This window comes from Saccharothrix ecbatanensis (assembly GCF_014205015.1).
Classification (GTDB): Bacteria; Actinomycetota; Actinomycetes; order Mycobacteriales; family Pseudonocardiaceae; genus Actinosynnema; species Actinosynnema ecbatanense.
This window is the reverse complement of sequence record NZ_JACHMO010000001.1, coordinates 8,801,031-8,817,470: the sequence shown is the minus strand read 5'-3', so window position 1 is coordinate 8,817,470 and position 16,440 is coordinate 8,801,031. Positions and strand designations below refer to the sequence as shown.

Annotated in this window: 16 protein-coding genes; 11 read left to right on the top strand and 5 right to left on the bottom strand. The window is 70.8% G+C overall.

Annotated features, from left to right (window positions below; translation table 11 throughout):
• Positions 1-48: 48 nt before the first annotated feature.
• Positions 49-1,254: a hypothetical protein gene (locus F4560_RS39245; protein WP_184928093.1), complete on the bottom strand. Its 1,206-nt coding sequence runs from the start codon at positions 1,252-1,254 to the stop codon at positions 49-51.
• A gap of 348 nt (positions 1,255-1,602) precedes the next feature.
• Between F4560_RS39245 and F4560_RS39240 the strand changes: the two genes are divergently transcribed.
• Together F4560_RS39240 and F4560_RS39235 are read left to right on the top strand one after the other, a co-directional pair.
• Entirely contained in the window at positions 1,603-2,013 is a 411-nt protein-coding gene (locus tag F4560_RS39240; RefSeq protein WP_246477941.1) for a MarR family winged helix-turn-helix transcriptional regulator, read from the top strand.
• Between the two features lie 78 nt (positions 2,014-2,091).
• Entirely contained in the window at positions 2,092-2,721 is a 630-nt protein-coding gene (locus F4560_RS39235) for a hypothetical protein (protein WP_312869748.1), read from the top strand.
• Between the two features lie 10 nt (positions 2,722-2,731).
• Here the strand turns inward: F4560_RS39235 and F4560_RS39230 are convergent, their stop codons facing one another.
• On the bottom strand, positions 2,732-4,321 hold the full coding sequence (locus F4560_RS39230) for an amidohydrolase (protein ID WP_312869747.1): 1,590 nt from the start codon (positions 4,319-4,321) through the stop codon (positions 2,732-2,734).
• 73 nt (positions 4,322-4,394) lie between these two features.
• Here F4560_RS39230 and F4560_RS39225 point away from each other — a divergent pair, with 73 nt between their 5' ends.
• Positions 4,395-5,342, top strand: a complete 948-nt coding sequence (locus F4560_RS39225; RefSeq protein WP_184928091.1) for a methionyl-tRNA formyltransferase — start codon at positions 4,395-4,397, stop codon at positions 5,340-5,342.
• A gap of 69 nt (positions 5,343-5,411) precedes the next feature.
• The gene (locus F4560_RS39220) at positions 5,412-6,077 is read left to right on the top strand and encodes an HNH endonuclease family protein (RefSeq protein WP_184928090.1); all 666 of its coding nucleotides are present in this window, start codon (positions 5,412-5,414) and stop codon (positions 6,075-6,077) included.
• Positions 6,078-6,167: 90 nt separating this feature from the next.
• Here F4560_RS39220 and F4560_RS39215 read toward each other — a convergent pair whose 3' ends face one another.
• The gene (locus F4560_RS39215) at positions 6,168-6,959 is read right to left on the bottom strand and encodes a hypothetical protein (RefSeq protein ID WP_184928089.1); all 792 of its coding nucleotides are present in this window, start codon (positions 6,957-6,959) and stop codon (positions 6,168-6,170) included.
• Between the two features lie 162 nt (positions 6,960-7,121).
• Here F4560_RS39215 and F4560_RS39210 point away from each other — a divergent pair, with 162 nt between their 5' ends.
• Together F4560_RS39210 and F4560_RS39205 are read left to right on the top strand one after the other, a co-directional pair.
• A complete protein-coding gene (locus F4560_RS39210; RefSeq protein WP_312869746.1) occupies positions 7,122-8,591 on the top strand; it encodes a CYTH and CHAD domain-containing protein in 1,470 nt (489 codons plus the stop codon).
• Between the two features lie 178 nt (positions 8,592-8,769).
• Positions 8,770-10,284, top strand: coding sequence for a beta-N-acetylhexosaminidase (locus F4560_RS39205; protein ID WP_184929662.1), 1,515 nt, complete (start codon positions 8,770-8,772; stop codon positions 10,282-10,284).
• Between the two features lie 34 nt (positions 10,285-10,318).
• Here the strand turns inward: F4560_RS39205 and F4560_RS39200 are convergent, their stop codons facing one another.
• Positions 10,319-11,632 (bottom strand): aldehyde dehydrogenase family protein, encoded by a 1,314-nt coding sequence (locus tag F4560_RS39200; RefSeq protein WP_184928087.1) that lies wholly within the window; start codon positions 11,630-11,632, stop codon positions 10,319-10,321.
• A gap of 139 nt (positions 11,633-11,771) precedes the next feature.
• Between F4560_RS39200 and F4560_RS39195 the strand changes: the two genes are divergently transcribed.
• The 5 genes from F4560_RS39195 (at position 11,772) to F4560_RS39175 (ending at position 15,467) form a co-directional block, all read left to right on the top strand.
• Entirely contained in the window at positions 11,772-13,184 is a 1,413-nt protein-coding gene (locus F4560_RS39195) for a GAF domain-containing protein (RefSeq protein ID WP_184928086.1), read from the top strand.
• A gap of 73 nt (positions 13,185-13,257) precedes the next feature.
• Entirely contained in the window at positions 13,258-13,857 is a 600-nt protein-coding gene (locus F4560_RS39190; RefSeq protein ID WP_184928085.1) for a ribonuclease FAU-1 family protein, read from the top strand.
• Positions 13,854-14,468 carry a nucleoside/nucleotide kinase family protein gene (locus F4560_RS39185; RefSeq protein WP_184928084.1) on the top strand — a complete coding sequence of 205 codons (615 nt, stop codon included), beginning with the start codon at positions 13,854-13,856 and terminating at the stop codon, positions 14,466-14,468. The genes F4560_RS39190 and F4560_RS39185 overlap by 4 nt, the downstream gene beginning before the upstream one ends.
• A gap of 15 nt (positions 14,469-14,483) precedes the next feature.
• On the top strand, positions 14,484-14,759 hold the full coding sequence (locus F4560_RS39180; RefSeq protein WP_184928083.1) for a DUF6412 domain-containing protein: 276 nt from the start codon (positions 14,484-14,486) through the stop codon (positions 14,757-14,759).
• Positions 14,760-14,798: 39 nt separating this feature from the next.
• Entirely contained in the window at positions 14,799-15,467 is a 669-nt protein-coding gene (locus tag F4560_RS39175; protein ID WP_184928082.1) for a YidC/Oxa1 family membrane protein insertase, read from the top strand.
• Here the strand turns inward: F4560_RS39175 and F4560_RS39170 are convergent.
• Entirely contained in the window at positions 15,376-16,410 is a 1,035-nt protein-coding gene (locus tag F4560_RS39170) for a fatty acid desaturase family protein (protein ID WP_312869744.1), read from the bottom strand. The genes F4560_RS39175 and F4560_RS39170 overlap by 92 nt on opposite strands.
• Positions 16,411-16,440: the final 30 nt, after the last annotated feature.

Below are 16,440 nucleotides of genomic sequence, written 5' to 3'. Positions count from 1 at the left end.
CGGCACCCGTTCGTGGAGCCTCGCGTGGAGCCATTCGTGGTGCGAGAGCTACACCGGGCGGGCTGAACGGCAGCTCGGGGCGCGGCAGCCCCAGTTCGTGACGGTCGATCCGATGGTGACCAGGGCGGCGTGCGCCAGGAACCGGTCCCGTTTCGTGCGTTCGTCCAACTCCGCGCAACCGCACGGGACGTCGGACTCCACCTGCTCGTCGTGCGCCAGGCCCATGTAGCCCAACGGCACACCGAGGCCCTTCGCGATGTCGGTCAGGGTGTCGTACGACTCGACCTTGCCACCCGCCAGCACGCGGTCGACGTCTTTCTCCTGTTGGCCGGTCAGGGCGGCGATGCGGGCGGGCGGCACGCCGTGGTGCAGCAGGAGCAGGTAGACGGCGCTGATGTCGCGCAACGCCAACGCCGCACGCATCTCGTGCTGCTCCCACAGATCCGGCACGTCCGCCCGGATCCGCGTCGGCCGAACCGCCCGCTCGTCCACGGCCGGGCCGGGCGCGGTGCCGGCGAGCCATTCGGCCCACGCCCACTCCGGTTCCGCCGACGTGGTCATGGCGTGCGGGGAGGCGGCGTGCAGGGCCACGCCGCGCACCGCGTTCCGGAAGCTGTACGGGACGGCCGTCGAACTCGGGATGCCACAAGACGAACCGGCCAGGATGGCGGCCACCGACTCGCTCGACGGCCCACCCCGCCAGTACAGCTCCACCGCGTCGTCGACGACGATTCCGTCCAGCCACGCGGCCCCGCGCCACAGCGGCAGCCTGCGCAGCACGCCGCTCATCAGATCCACCGGCAGCGCCGGCGACAACTCCGACTCCAGCGGATCGAGGGTGTCGCTCATCGCCAGGCCGATCGGCAGACCGGCCGCCACGGCCTGCCGCCACCGTTCCCGCGTCACGCCGAGCAGACGCAACTCCCCGTCGGGCGAACGCAGATCCAGGTGGTCCCGCCCAGGGTGGACGCGCAAGCCCGGCACGCCCCGGAGCCGACCGCCCACGACGACCGGCAGCACGTCGGCCAGCACGTGGTCCAGCGCCACTTCGTGCACTTGGAGGGCGAGCGACGGCGAATCCAACCGCACCCGCGTCACCACGGACGTCGGACGCAGCGCACAACCACGCCGGCGCATGCCCGCCATCGTCCGGTAGGCCGCGGCGAGGAACGCCGCCTCGAACCGGCGTTGCCCGGACGTGCGGGCTCCCGGCAACGGCGAACCGGACCGGAACGAACCAGATCTGCGCACCATGTTCGGTGTCTCGCCGGTGCACCAGCAGCGTTTGACCAGGTGGGGAGAGGGTGTCGACACGAGGGACCTCCGTGGCCGCCGCCCGGTCGACGCCACCGGGTTCGCCGTGCCGAACCTCGGAAAACCGGCGGAATACGGGCACGTCGATCCGACGCGCTCTGGAGGCACCCACTCCATCCGGGTCAGGAGGAGCCTCGGTGGCAGCCGCACCTGCCAGGTCACAAAACTACAACACCCGCGATGGCCGACGGGGCTCGATCACTCGAAGGTGCGAACGATCTGGCTCGGGGTCGACGGTGCGCCGCAGGACTAAGATGCAGAGACATACCTGCACTCCAGGGGGTCGAGTTGTCCGTACGTGAGACGTGGTCCGGCCTCCGGACACTGCACAACCGGATCAACGCCGACCTGGAGCGCGCGCTGCAACGGCAGTTCCACTTCGGGATGTCCGAGTTCACGGCGCTGTGCGCGTTGGCCGAGGCGCCGGACGGCGAGTTGCGGATGCAGGAGCTGACCGAGGTCGTCGGGCTGAACCAGAGTTCGGTGAGCCGACTGGTCGCCCGTTTGGAGCAGTCCGGCCTGACCTCGCGCGTGACGTGCGAGACCGATCGGCGGGGCGTGTTCAGCTGCGTCACGACGGCAGGACGCGAGGTGTACGCCACCGCGCTGCCGTTCTACGAGCGCACGCTGGCCACGATCTTCGACACGGTCGAGGCCGACCCCGAGCTCGGACCACTGCTGAAGAAGGTCCGCGAGTAGCCCGTTCGCAGCCCGCGGATTGTCGTACCCCGCCGGTAGAATCGAACAATAGTTCGACGTGTGCGAGGGGAGCTTGTCGTGGAGCCGATCAGCGTCACCGCCCTGTCCTTCACCGAGTACGTCATGAGCGGCCAGCGTGGCCGGATCAACATCGTGTCCGAGCAGCGCCGCATCTACCTGTCGTCGGAGCAGTGGGTGGCGGGGTTCTACAACCCGATGCGGGACGCGATGCGGCGGGCGGCGAACTCGCCCGATCCGGCGGACGAGCTGGAGAAGGCCGTGGACGGGGCGCACCGGCAGCCACGGGCCGGGCAGCCCCGCGCGTTCGAGGAGCTGCGGGAGGGGTTCCTGCCGTGGCTCCAGTCGACCCGGGCCACGGGTGTGCCGACGGCGGCGGCCAAGTGGCAGGCCGGCGACCTGACGTTGCGGGTCCGGCCGCACCTGGGGTTACTCGCGCCGGACGGGTCGCGGTCGGCGGTGCTGGTGTACGTCAAGGAGGCGCCGATGACGCAGGAGACGGCGAACGTGGGGCTGCGGATCCTCCAGCAGACCGTGCCCGACACCCTCCCCGGCGCGGAGCCGCTGGTGCTGGACGCGCGGCGCGGGAGGGCGTTCCGGATGTCACGGCGGACGAACCTGGCGAAGTTGGACGCGTTGATCGCGGCGGAGGCCGCGGGCTACGTCGTGCATTGGAGGATGAGCGCCTGACGGGGGCGCCCTAGTCCGGGGCGAAGCGGGCCGGGTCGTGGGCGAAGACGCCGTTCACGACGGTGGCCCGCACCCCGATGTCGCCGATATCGGACACGTCGCACGTCAGCGGGTCCGCGTCGAGGACGGCGAAGTCGGCGAGCTTGCCCGGGGTGATGGTGCCCAGCGCGTGTTCTCGACGGCAGGCGTAGGCCGCGCCGATCGTGTACGCGGCGATCGCCTGCTCCACCGTCACCGCCTCGTCCGGACCGATGGGCCGCCCTTCCTTCGACCGCCGCTCGACCATGAACTGGATGGCGCGCAACGGATTCCCGTCCGCCACCGGCCGGTCAGAGCTGCCCGCCACCACGATCCCCCGGTCCAGGAAACCCTTGCCGCGGTACATCCACGGCGCGCGCTCGGGCCCCATGATCTCCGCGTAGTCGTTCCCGTACGCCCACAGGAACGTCGGCTGGATCACCGGGATCACGTTCAGCTCGGCGATCCGGTCCAGCTGCTCCGGCCGCACCAACCCGCAGTGCTCGATCCGGTGCCTCGCGTCCTCCCGCGGCACGGCGTGCTGCGCTTCCGACAACGCGTCCAACGCGAAGTCCACCGCACGGTCCCCGATCGCGTGCACGGCGAGCTGCCAGCCGGCGGCGTGCCCGTCCACGATCGCCGCGTGCATCAGCTCCGGGTCGTCCTGGAGTTGACCGGCGGTGTCCATCCCCTCGTACGGCCAGGTCAGCGCCGCCGTCCGGGCCATCATGCCGCCGTCGGTCCACAGCTTGAGCGCGCCGATGGACAGCCAGTCGTCACCCAACCCGGTGCGCAGACCGAGCGGAACGGCGCGGCGGATGCCGTCGGAGACGTGGGCGGACACGGGTTCCAGCCGGTCCGCGGACACCATCAGCTGCACCCGGATCGGCAGCGAGGCGCGTTGGTAGGCCTCGATCTCCAACGGGCTGCTCGCGATCAGACCGCCACCGACCCCGGCCTCGGCCGCCAGCACGATGCCTTCCCGAAGGCACTGCCGCGCACCCGCTTCGATGTCCGCCGCGATGTCGTCCAACGAGTACGGCAGCCGCAACGCCCGCACGGCCGTCTGCGCGCCCTCCGCCAGGAACCCGGTCAGCGCACCGGAAGCGTCCCGCTGTGCCTCGCGCAACGCCGAACCCGGCAAAACCGCGAGCACGTCACCGCTCACCACGCACGCGTGCCCGGACAGGTCCTGCACGTAGATCCGCGGCCCGATCAGGTCGAGGTCGCGGGACGTCAACGGCCGGTCCAGCGCGCGGTGGTCGTAGCCCGCCACCTCGACCCAGCCCGACGAACGGTGGACGCCGCGCAGCACGTCCAGGACCTGCTCGACGGACACGCACGACGAGACGTCCACCGTCCGCGCCGCCCGACCCGCCCACGCCAGGTGGTTGTGCGCGTCGACGAACCCCGGCAGCACCACCGCGCCGTCCACGTCCACGACCCGTCGCGCGGGCAGGTGGGCCACGTCGTCGTCCAGCCCGACGATCCTCCCGGCCCAGACACCGATCACCGACGCCACCGGCCAGGCCGGGTCCATCGTCACGACCCGTCCGCCCACCAACTTCAGGTCAAGGATCACCCGCGAAGGCTAGCCGACCGGCATTTAGGTTAGGGTGCCGTAAGTTAGGTGAGCCTATCCAAGGAGAGCTCCTATGCGGGTCGTCATGTTCGGCTACCAGACCTGGGGCCACCGGACGCTCCAAGCGCTGCTGGACTCCGAGCACGAGGTCGCACTCGTCGTGACGCACCCCAAGAGCGACCACGCCTACGAGCGCATCTGGAGCGACTCGGTCGCGGACCTGGCCGCCGAGCACGGCGTCGAGACGGTCATCCGCAACCGCCCGGACGACGACGAGCTGTTCCAGCGGCTCAAGGAGGTCCAGCCGGACGTCATCGTGGCGACCAACTGGCGCACCTGGATCCCGCCGCACATCTTCGCGCTGCCCAAGCACGGCACGCTGAACGTGCACGACTCGCTGCTCCCCACCTACGCGGGTTTCTCGCCGCTGATCTGGGCCCTGATCAACGACGAGAAGGAGGTCGGCGTCACCGCGCACATGATGGACGAGACGCTGGACGCCGGTGACATCGTGCTGCAACGCGCCGTCCCGGTGGGCCCGCGCGACACGACCGCCGACCTGTTCCGCAAGACCCTGGAACTGTTCGGGCCGATCACCGTGGACGGGCTGGCCGAAATCGCCAAGGGCCGCACGGACTTCACCAAGCAGGACCGTTCGAAGGCCAGCTTCTTCCACAAGCGCGCCGAGGAGGACCTGCGCATCGACTGGACGTGGACGGCCGAGGAGTTGGACCGGCTGGTGCGCGCCCAGTGCGCGCCCTACCCGAGCGCGTTCTGCTTCCACCAGGGCAAGCGGCTGGAGATCGTCGAGGCCGACGTGTCCGTGGAGCGTTACGGCGGCACGCCCGGCCGGATCTTCTACCGCGAGGGTGACGGCGTCGCGATCGTCGCGGGCGCGGAGGCACGTCGTGGACGCAACCACGCCTTGCTGGTCAAGCGGGTGCGCACGGAGGACGGCACGGAGCTGGCGGCGTCCGAGTACTTCACGACCATGGGTGGGTACCTGACCAGCCGACCGTGAATCGGGAATATTCCGGGAGATTTCGCCCCCGGTGTTCCGGTCGTGGCGGTGATCGCTGATCATGGGTGCATGAGCGGCAAGCGGTCGACCTCCTTGGTCAGCGTCGTCGTACTGGTCCTCTTGATCGCGATCGGCTACTACCTGACGCAATACCAGGAGTCGACCACCCCGCCGCCGAACACCACGCCGACCGGTCCGGCCGAGCCCGGTGACGATCCGATGGCGCAGCTGGGGGCGTTGACCGTGGCGCCGGAGGGGAAGATGGCCGGCTACAGTCGTGACCGCTTCCCGCACTGGAGCAGCCACGGGAACTCGTGTGACACGCGGGAGCTCGTGTTGCAGCGGCAGGGCGCGGACGTGCAGACCGACGGCCAGTGCAAGGCCACGTCCGGCACGTGGACCAGCGCGTACGACGGGGTCGTGGTCACCGACGCGGGCGATCTCGACATCGACCACACCGTGGCGTTGGCCGAGGCGTGGCGGTCGGGTGCGGACAAGTGGTCCGACGAGCAGCGCGAGAAGTTCGCCAACGACCTGGGCGGGTTGCAGCTGATCGCCGTGACGGCGAAGAGCAACCGGTCCAAGGGCGATCAGGACCCGGCGCAGTGGAAGCCGCCGGTGGAGGCGTACTGGTGCACGTACGCACGGGCCGTGGTGTCGGTGAAGACGTTGTACGCGCTGACCGTGGACGAGGCAGAGCGCGACGCGTTGGGCGCGATGCTCAAAACGTGCTGAGTGTTGAATTCGGGGGTCCTGAACGTAGGACACGGTGGTCCTGAACGTAGGACTCGCGCGTTCTGAACGTAGGACTCACGCGGGGGTGGGTCAGGGGCGTAGGGACTCCAGCTGGTCGACGATGTCGGTGTGGGCTTCGGCTCGGCGGACCCAGGCGGCGAAGCCGGAGGAGGCCGAGGGGACCTCGCCCAGCGGGGCGATCGGGTCGGTGACGCCGTACTCGAGCCGGTAGGCGACCAGGGCGACGGCGGCCTCCACCCAGCGGGACGGGTCGGGGGTGGTGATCTCGCCCAGGCCGACGCGGAACCACAGCGGCAGTCGGGTGTCTGCGGCGAGGGCGCGTTCGAGGCGTCGGCGGGCGATGTCCAAGACCTCCTGCCGGGCCTTGTCCCCCGCGACCACCGCCTGCGCGCGCCACGGCTCCTCGGCGGCCAGTTCGTCGGCGGCCAGGCGCTGGGCGGCGGCCATCGCGTCCGACTCCTGCGCGGTGACCCGCCACTCCAGGTTCTGCACCTCGTGCTGCAACGCGTCGCGCTCGAAGCGCGGCATGCGGCCGGCCGAGAGCTTCGCCATGCCCGCGTCCCGCTGCTCCTTCAACGACTCGTACTCGGCGACCTCGGCGCGCAGGTCGGCGCGGACCGAATCGGCCAGCAGCTCCTGTTCGGCATCCCACGCGGCCCGCAGCGCGGCGACCGTCTCGGCGATGCCGTCGACCGAGTCGAGGTCTTCGTCCGGCCCTGAACCGGCGCCGGACAGCCTGCGTTCGAGGACGAGCAGGCGGGCGCTCACCCGGCCGAGATCGGCCGTCAGCGCCTGGGTGGTGGCGACGAGATCCGCGACGGTCGGCTCGACCTCGTCGAGCCGCTCCTTCTCTGTGGGCACGCCAGCCAGCCAACCGCACCGCAGGGCCCTGTCCAGGGACGAAGTCGGAAGTCCACGCGTACGGGCCGACACAAACCCCCGGCAAGGTTAACATCCGATTACTCAGCGTTATATCCCCTGAACCGCGACCAAACGGTGTATGTCTGGTACATGTCGAGGTCGGTGAACGAAACGGAACGCAAGTACGAGGCCCCTGGTGGCACCGCGCTGCCCCACCTGGCCGATCTGCCGGGTGTGGCAGCGGTCGCCGGGCCGGAGGAACAACACCTGGAAGCGGTCTACTACGACACCGCCGACCTGAGGTTGGCGCGGGCCGGGTTGACGCTGCGCCGCCGCACCGGCGGTGACGACGCGGGCTGGCACCTGAAGCTGCCGGTCGGCGTGGACACCCGCGAAGAGGTGCGGTTGCCGCCGGGCCGTGCGGCCAAGCGCCCGCCCAAGCAGCTCGGCTCACTGGTGCAGGTGCACGCCCGAGGCAACGAGCTGGAGCCGGTCGCACGCATCCGGACCACGCGCCAGCGCTGGCAGTTGGTCGACGAGAAAGGCCAGCTGATCACCGAGGTGGTCGAGGACGAGGTGTCCGGGCAGTCCCTGGCGGACGGCTCGCCGGTCGACACGTGGCGTGAGATCGAGGTGGAGCTGGGCGAACGCGGTGACGTCGAGATGCTCGACCGGGTGGAGGCCAGGCTGGCGGACGCGGGGATCAAGCGGTCCACGTCGTCGGCGAAGCTGACCCGGCTGCTGGCCGACCGGATGCCCGCGACCACGCCGCCGCCGACCGGTGGCAAGTCCGCCGGTGACGTGGTGCTGAGCTACCTGCGGGCGCAGGCCGATGCGTTGAAGCACGAAGACCCGCGCGTGCGCCGGGAAGAGCACGACGCCGTGCACCAGCTGCGGGTGGCGACACGACGGATGCGCAGCGCGCTCCAGGCGTTCGGCTCGATCGTGGAGCGCGAGGAGACCCGGGCACTGACCGACGAGCTGAAGTGGCTCGCGGGAACCCTCGGCGAAGCCCGTGATCTCGAGGTGCTGCGGGCCCGGTTCGAGGACGGCCTGGCGGCGCTGGACCCGGAGCTGGTGCTCGGCCCGGTCCAGGCGCAGCTCGCCCGGCACTTCGCGCCGCTGGAGACCGCCGCGCACAAGTCGGCGGTGGCGGCGTTGGACAGCGATCGGTACTTCGCCCTGCTCGACGCCGTCGACGCGCTGATCGCCGACCCGCCGTTCACGCCGTTGGCGCGCAAGAACGCCGCGAAGGTGCTGCCGGAGCTGATCGACAAGACCTACCGCAGGCTGGCCAAACGTGCCGAAAGCGCGCACGACGACGCCGGGTTGCACGAGGCGCGGAAGGCGGCCAAGCGGCTGCGGTACGCGGTGGAGGTGTCCGAGCCGCGGTTCGGCAAGCCGGCCAAGAAGTACCGCAAGAAGCTCAAGGCGGTGCAGGAACTGCTGGGCGAGCACCAGGACGGCGTGGTGGCGCGGCCGGTGCTGCGGGAGCTCGGCGCGAAGGCCCACGCCGACGGCGAGAACGGCTTCACGTTCGGCGTGCTGCACGGCCGGGAGAAGGCTGCGGCCCAGTACGTCGAGGAGCGGTTCCCCTCGGTCTGGCGCGGTCTGGGGCGGCCGAAGCTGTAGTTGATTGGTCTGGACCTTGACACCTCCTGGTGCGGCTGTAACGGTGAATCGAGCCGCCGCTCGGTGATTTTCGCTGACCAGGAGGACGTCAGTGCTTCCCACAGAAGGCGCCCGACGGCGCGGGTTCCGCCATCCGCGAACCGGCTGGGCACTCGTCGCGTTGCTGTTCATCGGCGCGATGGGTCCGGCGGCTCCCGCCCACGCAGCTCCGGAGACGCCGTTGCAGCACATCGTGCCCGCCCCCGTCACAGCCACCCCGCGGCCGGGCGTGACGTTCACGCTCAGCGCCGACACCACGATCCACACCCAACCCGGCTCGGCAGCGGCCAAGCAGGTCGGCGAGTACCTGGCGGGCGTGCTGCGGCCGTCCACGGGCTACCGGCTGCCGGTCGTTCCGGGCGCGTCCGGGCGGCACATCTCGCTGCTGCTCGTCGGCGCGGACGCCCGCGTCGGCGAGGAGGGCTACCAACTCGACGTGACGCGGCGGGGCGTGCTGATCCGGGCGCGGACGGCCGCCGGCCTGTTCGCGGGCGTGCAGACGTTCCGGCAGCTCCTGCCCGCGAAGGTGGAGGCGAGGACCAAGCAGCCCGGACCGTGGACGGCGCCCGGCGGCCACGTGCTCGACTACCCGCGTTACGCCCACCGGGGCGCGATGCTCGACGTGGCCCGGCACTTCTTCTCCGTCGACGAGGTCAAGCGGTACATCGACCAGATCGCGCTGTACAAGGTGAACCGGCTGCACCTGCACCTGACCGACGACCAGGGCTGGCGGCTGGAGATCAAGAGCTGGCCGAACCTCACCGCGCACGGCGGCAGCACGGAGGTCGGCGGCGGCACGGGCGGCCACTACACGCAGGAGCAGTACAAAGACCTGGTGGCGTACGCCGCCGCGCGGCACATCACGGTGATCCCGGAGATCGACATGCCGGGCCACACGAACGCCGCGCTGTCGTCGTACCCGGAGCTGAACTGCGACGGCGTCGCCCCGCCGCTCTACACCGGCATCGAGGTCGGCTTCAGCTCGCTCTGCATCGACAAGGACATCACCTACAAGTTCGTGGACGACGTGCTGCGCGAGGTCGCCGCGCTCACCCCGGGCGAGTACCTCCACATCGGCGGCGACGAGGCGCACGCCACCACGGACCCGGACTTCGACCTGTTCATGGACAAGGTGCTGCCGCTGGTGGCGAAGCACGGCAAGACCGCCACCGGCTGGCACGAGTTCGTCAAGTCCGGTCCGCCCGCGTCGGCGGTGCCGCAGTTCTGGGGCACGAAGACTGTCGCGCCGGACATGGTCGAGGCCGCCGCGCGTGGCAGCGAGATCGTGCTGTCGCCGGCGAGCAAGGCGTACCTGGACATGAAGTACGACGCCGACACCAAGCTGGGGTTGAGCTGGGCCGGGTACACCGACGTGCAGGACGCGTACGACTGGAACCCCGGCGCGTACATCGAAGGGCTGCCGGCGGACGCGGTGCGCGGGGTCGAGGCTCCGCTGTGGAGCGAGACCATCACGAACTCCGCGGACCTGGAGTTCATGGCGTTCCCGCGGCTGCCCGCGATCGCGGAGCTGGGCTGGTCGCCGTGGTCGACGCACGACTGGGACCGGTTCAAGGTCCGGTTGGCCGCGCAGGCCGAGCGGTGGCGGGCGATGGACGTGAACTACTACCCGTCGCCGCAGGTGCCCTGGAAGTAGTGCCGAGGGGGAGGGGGCGTGGCACCGCCCCCTCTCACCAGGGGTTCTCCACCAGGAGGGTCTTGGGCTGCTGGTAGTGGTCGATCGTGGGGCGGGTGCCGACACCGGACGGGAAGGTGTTCACCCAGACCCGGCGCGCGTGGATGTGCCGTGCCGCGCGATCGGCCACCCCGGCGTCCCTGGACCACACGCCCGCGCCGACGCCGCGCGTGGTGTCGTTGGCAGCCTTCACCGCGTCGTCGAAGTCGTCGAACCCGGTCACCGACACGACCGGCCCGTGGACGTCGTCGTGGGGCAGCCGGGTCTTGTGGTCGCCTTCGAAGATCGTCGGCGTGACGTAGTACCCGCCGGACAGCTCTCCGCCGAGGTCCGCGCGTTCACCGCCACAGACGAGCCGGGCGTCCCGTCGACCGGTCTCGATCTGCGCGAGGACCTTGTCCAGCTGGTCACGGCTGGTCAGCGCGCCGACCGTGGTCGCGGTGTCGAGCGGGTGACCCAGCTTCGCCGCCCTGACGCCCTCCGTGACGTCGGCGAGGAACCGGTCGTACACCCGGGTCTGCACCAGCGCGCGGTCGACGGCGAACGTGGTGCAGCCCCGCAACGCCTTGGCGTAGAACGAGTCGGGACGCGCGGCCACGTCGGCGAAGAAGATGTTCGGGCACCGGTCCGAGGTGGCCGGCCCGCCGGTGAGGCCGTTCACGATGTTGACCACGCCGGGCGGCAGCAGGTCGGCGATCAGGCCCACGAGCACGTGGATCGACGCCGGGGTCTGCTCGGCGGGCTTGAGCACCACGGTGTTGCCGGCGGCCAACGCGGGCGCGAGCCGACCGGCGGCGGTGAGCAGCGGCCGGTGCGACGGGACGACCTCGCCGACAACGCCCAGCGGCTCGGGGAAGCGGTAGGCCACCAGGCCGCCGCCGAGTTGGGTGATGGCGCCCTCCTGCGCCCGGATCACGCCCGCGAAGTAGCGGAAGTGGTCGACCGCGAGCGGCAGTTCGGCGGCCAGCGTCTCGCCGACGGGGGTGCCGTTGTCCCAGGTCTCGGCCACGGCCAGGGCTTCGAGGTGGTCCTCGATCCGGTCGGCGATCTCGTTCAGCACGGTCGCGCGTTCGGCGACCGACGTGCGCTCCCAGCCGCGCGCCGCGCCGTGTGCCGCGTCCAACGCCCGGTCGACGTCCTCGGCGGTGCCGCGGGCGATCTCGGTGAACACCTCGCCGGTGACCGGGGTGTGGTCGGCGAAGTACCCGCCCTTCGCGGGCGGCACGTAGTCCCCGCCGATGAAGTGGTCGTACCTGTCCCGGTACGACACCACGCTGCCCTTGTCACCGGGCGCCGCGTACCTCGCCATGTTCCCCCTCCCGGGTGGTCGCGTTCGTCGTGGGAGCAGAGTGGACGTCGGCACGTTGCAGTCGCGTTGCACCCGAACAGACGAGCGGTCAGCTTGCCGCGACCGGACGGGTCGGGTCATCCTGGTCCGGGAGGCGCCCATGAAACCGGACCCGCGACGGCTCGCGCACGCGCGCGACGTGGTGCTGAGCGGGGGACGGACACGCGGTGCGCGTGAGCTGATCGTGGAGTCGTGGCGGCGGTCGCTGGCCGCCCTGGTCGACCCGGACCGGCACGAGGCGCCCATGGTGCTCGAGCCGGACGAGGTCGCCGACCTGCGCGGCGCGCACCCGCTCGCGGCGGCGTTGCCGGTGCTGCGCGACACGCTCGTGAGCATCGCCGACGACGCCGAGCACATCATGATCGTCGCCGACGCGGACGGCACCGTGCTGTGGTGCGAGGGCTCGACCTCCGTGCGCGGCCGGGCCGAACGGGTTCGGCTCAGCGAAGGCGCGTCCTGGACCGAGGCGGCGATCGGCACGAACGGGATGGGCACCGCGCTGGCCGTGGACCAGCCCGTGACCGTGCACTCCGCCGAGCACCTGGTGCGGACCTATCACGCCTGGACGTGCACGGCGAGCCCGGTGCACGACCCGGACACCGGCCGCACGATCGGTGTGGTGGACGTGAGCGGGCCGTTGAGCAGCACGCACCCGGTGATGACAGCGCTGGTGTCGGCCGCCGCACGGTTGGCCGAGAGCCAGTTGCAGGTGCGGCTGGCAGCCCGGGACGAGCGGCTGCGGTCGGCGAACATGCGGCACCTGATCGGCCTGCGCGGCGAGCCGGGCGCGTTGCTGAGCCCGAGCGGCCGGGTGCTGGCCGCCGAACCGCACGGCCTGCTGACCTCGCGCGTGGACGTGACGAACGACCACGTGCGGCTGGCCGACGGACGTGAAGCGTTCCTGGAGCCGTTGGACGAGGGGTATCTGCTCCGGGTGCCTCGACGGAGCGCGCGAAGACCCGTGCTGTCGCTGCGGTTCCTGGCCGGTTCGACCGGCTCGCTGGACGGACGCGCGTTGCCGCTGTCGTTGCGGCACGCGGAGCTGTTGACGGCGTTGGCGCTGCACCCGCGTGGGCTGACGGCCGAGCAGTTGGCGCTGCACCTCTACGGCGAGCGCGGCAACCCGACGACCGTGCGGGCCGAGCTGCACCGGCTGCGCGCGCAGTTGGGCGGGGTGCTGCTGACCAGGCCGTACCGGCTGTCGGCCGACGTGCGCGGTGACTTCCTGGCGGTGCGTGAGGCACTGCGCGCGGGTGACGTCGGAACGGCTGCGGCGGCGTACCGGGGTGAGCTGCTCCCCCGGTCCGAGGCGCCGGTGGTGTGCGCGGAACGGGAGGAGCTGGCCGCGGCGCTGCGCTCGGGCGTGCTCGAACACGGTGACGTCGAGGCGCTGTGGGCGTTCGCGCTGGTGTCCGAGGACGCGACCGTGCTGGAACGCCTGGCCCGGCTGCTACCCCGCACGGACCCGCGCCGCGAGGTCGCACTCACCCGCCTGCGGCGTGCGCTCGCCTGATCCGCGCTCGGGGGTTGACATCCGGCAGCGCCGCGATCTTCCGGCACCGAGCGCCGGCCTAACCTGGGGCACCATGGGGTACTTCCGACCGGGGGACGTGGCGTTGCGCCGCGAGGTGCTGCACGGCGAGCCGTGGGTGGTGACGCCGACCCGGGTGGTGCAGGACGGACCGGACCTGCTCGGCGTGTTCACCGCGCCGGGCGCCGAGTTCGGTTTCTTCCCGCACCCGCGTGCCCACCACTGGCAGGAGTTGGGCCGCACGCGCTGGACCGGCATCGGCAAGCTGCAACTCCACCGTCCCGGCGACGCCTACTCGGTCGACCTGTACTGGCAGGGCGAGGAACGCCGGTTCGCGGGCTTCTACCTCAACCTCCAGGCCCCGTTCCGCCGCACCGCACGCGGCTTCGACACGCTCGACCACGCGCTGGACTTCTGGGTGCCGGTCGACGGCGACTGGCGGGAACTGGACCGCGACGAGTTCGAGGAGATGGTCGCCGACGGCAAGTACGACGCCGCCGAGGCCGAGGCGATCCAGCGCACCGCCAAGGAGATCGAGGCCATGCTGACCGCCAGGACGACCTGGTGGGACCCGAAGTGGGCGGAGTGGGAACCGGACCCGGACTGGCCGGTGCCGGTGCTGCCGGACGGCTGGGAGGACTACCCGCTGCCGTGAAGGTCGTGCCCCTGACGCCGCGGACCCTCGTGGACGAGCTGGTCGGGCGGATCGACGCGTTGCCGCGCACGACGTGGGCTCGGGTGCTGGTCGACGGCGCGCTGCCCACCAGACCCGGCGAGCTGGCGGACGCCCTGGTGGAGCCGCTGCGCGCGTTGGGGCGGCCGGTGCTGCGGGTGTCGGCCCAGGACTTCCTGCGGCCCGCGTCCGTGCGGCTGGAGTACGGCCACGAGGACCCGGACTCGTTCCGCGACTCCTGGCTGGACGTCGGCGGGTTGGTCCGCGAAGTGCTGGAACCGCTCGACCCCGGCGGGTCCGGACGGGTGCTGCCGGCGTTGTGGAACGCGGCGACGGACCGGGCGCACCGGGCCGACTACGTCACGCTCGGCGCGGGTGGCGTGCTGCTGCTGGACGGCACGATGCTGCTGGACAAGTGGCTGCCCGCCGAGCTGACCGTGCACCTGTGGCTCTCCTCGGGCGCGCTCGAACGGCAACTGCCGAACGAGTGGCGGTGGACGCTGCCCGCGTACGCCTCGTACGAGCCGGAAGCCGATGTGACGGTGCGCTATGACCACCCTTCGAGGCCCGCGCTCGTGGGTAGAGTGACCTGAGACGGGGAGGTGGGTATGGCCAGGCTGCGGTTGCTGCTCGCGCTGTACCTGCCCGCGCTCTACGCGCTCACCGTGCTCACCACGCCCACCGAGCTGCTGGCCGCCGTGACGGCCGTGGCGCTGGTCGTGCTGCTCCTCACCGCCACCCCGGTGGTGCGGGCCGCTCCCGCGTGGGTGCGGTCCCTCTCGATCCGCGAGAAGTCACTCCGCGCCGCGTTCCTGCGGTTGCGCGACCCCGACGCGGCGGGCCGTCCCCGTCCCCGAGCACCCGGACTCGGCCTCAGCTCCTGAGGCCCTTGTTCCGCTTGCTCTGAGGACGGAGTTCTCCCCTTGTTCCACGCTTTGGGCTCAGCCCTGGCCGGGTTCGCCACGCCCGCCCTGGCCATCGTCGCCTTCACCGTCGTCGTCCGACTGCTCATGCACCCGCTCAGCCGCGCCGCCGTGCGCGGTGAGAAAGCCCGCGCCGCGTTGGCGCCCGAGATCCGCAAGCTCACCGAGAAGTACGGCAAGGACAAGGTCAAGCTCCAGGAGAAGTCACTGGAGCTGTACCGGTCGAACGGCACCTCGATGCTCGCGGGCTGCCTGCCCGCGCTGGTCCAGGTGCCGTTCTTCATGGTGATGTACCGGCTGGTCACCACGCCGAACCCGCTGCTGGACGGCACGCTGCTCGGCGTTCCGCTGGGCACGCACTGGTTCGGCGTGTGGGCGCACACGCCCGTGTTCCTCGCCCTGTTCGCCGTGCTCACCGGGGTGGCGTACGCGACCTCGCGGTGGCAGGCGGCGGTTGCCCTGAAAAACGGAGGGCCGCAGCCGCCTTTCGCAAGGCTGCTGCGGCTCCTGCCGTTCGGCACCGTTTTCATCGCCGCCGTGTTGCCCCTGGCGGCCGGGGTCTACCTCGTGACGACGACTACCTGGACCCTGCTGGAGCGAGCTTTCCTGTATCGCGCAGTTCAGCTCCCGCCTCGTGCAGGTACTGGAGCACGTACCCGTACGACCTGAACAGGCCGCATTCGGCGTAGGACACCGACTGGCGCTGGCAGAAGTCGCGGATCAGAGCCTGCGAGTGGCGCAGGTTCGGCCGCGGCATGCTCGGGAACAGGTGGTGCTCGATCTGGTAGTTCAGGCCGCCCAGCAGGAAGTCGGTGAACACGCCGCCCTTGACGTTGCGGGAGGTCAGCACCTGCTTGCGGAGGAAGTCGAGCTGGTGGCCGGCCTGGAGCACCGGCATGCCCTTGTGGTTGGGCGCGAACGAGATGCCCATGTAGAGGCCGAACAGGCCCTGGTGCACCGCGATGAACGCGAGCGCCTTCAGCGGGGACATCACCATGAAGATGAGGGTCAGGTAGCCGATGGCGTGGACGGCCAGGAGGACGAGCTCCAGCTTCCAGCCCTTGACCTCGCGGCGCACCGCGGCGGACGTGCTGATGATGTGCAGGCTGAGGCCTTCGAGCAGCAGCAGCGGGAAGAACAGGAACGCCTGGTGCTTGACGATGAGCCGGAAGAAGCCGCGCTTGTTCTGCGCCTGTTCGGCGCTGAACGCGAGCACGGAGATGTCGACGTCCGGGTCGTCGTCCTCGTGGTTGGGGTTGGCGTGGTGGCGGCTGTGCTTGCCCATCCACCAGCCGATGCCGACGCCGACGCCGAGGTTCCCCAGGAGCAGGCCGGTCATGTAGTTGGCCTTGCCGCTGGCGAACATCTGCCGGTGGCCTGCGTCGTGACCGAGGAACGCGATCTGGGTGAAGACGACGGCGAGCACGACGGCGAGCAAAAGCTGCCACCACGAGTCGCCGACCAGCACCATGCCGGCCACGGTGAGCCCTAGGGCGGCGATGAGGCCGACCAGGAACGTGATGTAGAAACCGATGCGCCGGTCGAGCAGACCTTGCTGCTTGACCAACCTGGACAATTCAGCGAAGTCGCTGCCGCGGGCTTGGGTGCTCACTCTCGGAGAGTACGGCGCGATGCGGCGCAG

Coding starts and splice junctions, on each gene's coding strand:
- F4560_RS39205 (WP_184929662.1), top strand. CDS start 8,770: ATGGGTCCGGCGGCTCCCGCCCACGCAGCTCCGGAGACGCCGTTGCAG.
- F4560_RS39245 (WP_184928093.1), bottom strand. CDS start 1,254: ATGGTGCGCAGATCTGGTTCGTTCCGGTCCGGTTCGCCGTTGCCGGGA.
- F4560_RS39200 (WP_184928087.1), bottom strand. CDS start 11,632: ATGGCGAGGTACGCGGCGCCCGGTGACAAGGGCAGCGTGGTGTCGTAC.
- F4560_RS39225 (WP_184928091.1), top strand. CDS start 4,395: ATGCGGGTCGTCATGTTCGGCTACCAGACCTGGGGCCACCGGACGCTC.
- F4560_RS39220 (WP_184928090.1), top strand. CDS start 5,412: ATGAGCGGCAAGCGGTCGACCTCCTTGGTCAGCGTCGTCGTACTGGTC.
- F4560_RS39195 (WP_184928086.1), top strand. CDS start 11,772: ATGAAACCGGACCCGCGACGGCTCGCGCACGCGCGCGACGTGGTGCTG.
- F4560_RS39190 (WP_184928085.1), top strand. CDS start 13,258: ATGGGGTACTTCCGACCGGGGGACGTGGCGTTGCGCCGCGAGGTGCTG.
- F4560_RS39180 (WP_184928083.1), top strand. CDS start 14,484: ATGGCCAGGCTGCGGTTGCTGCTCGCGCTGTACCTGCCCGCGCTCTAC.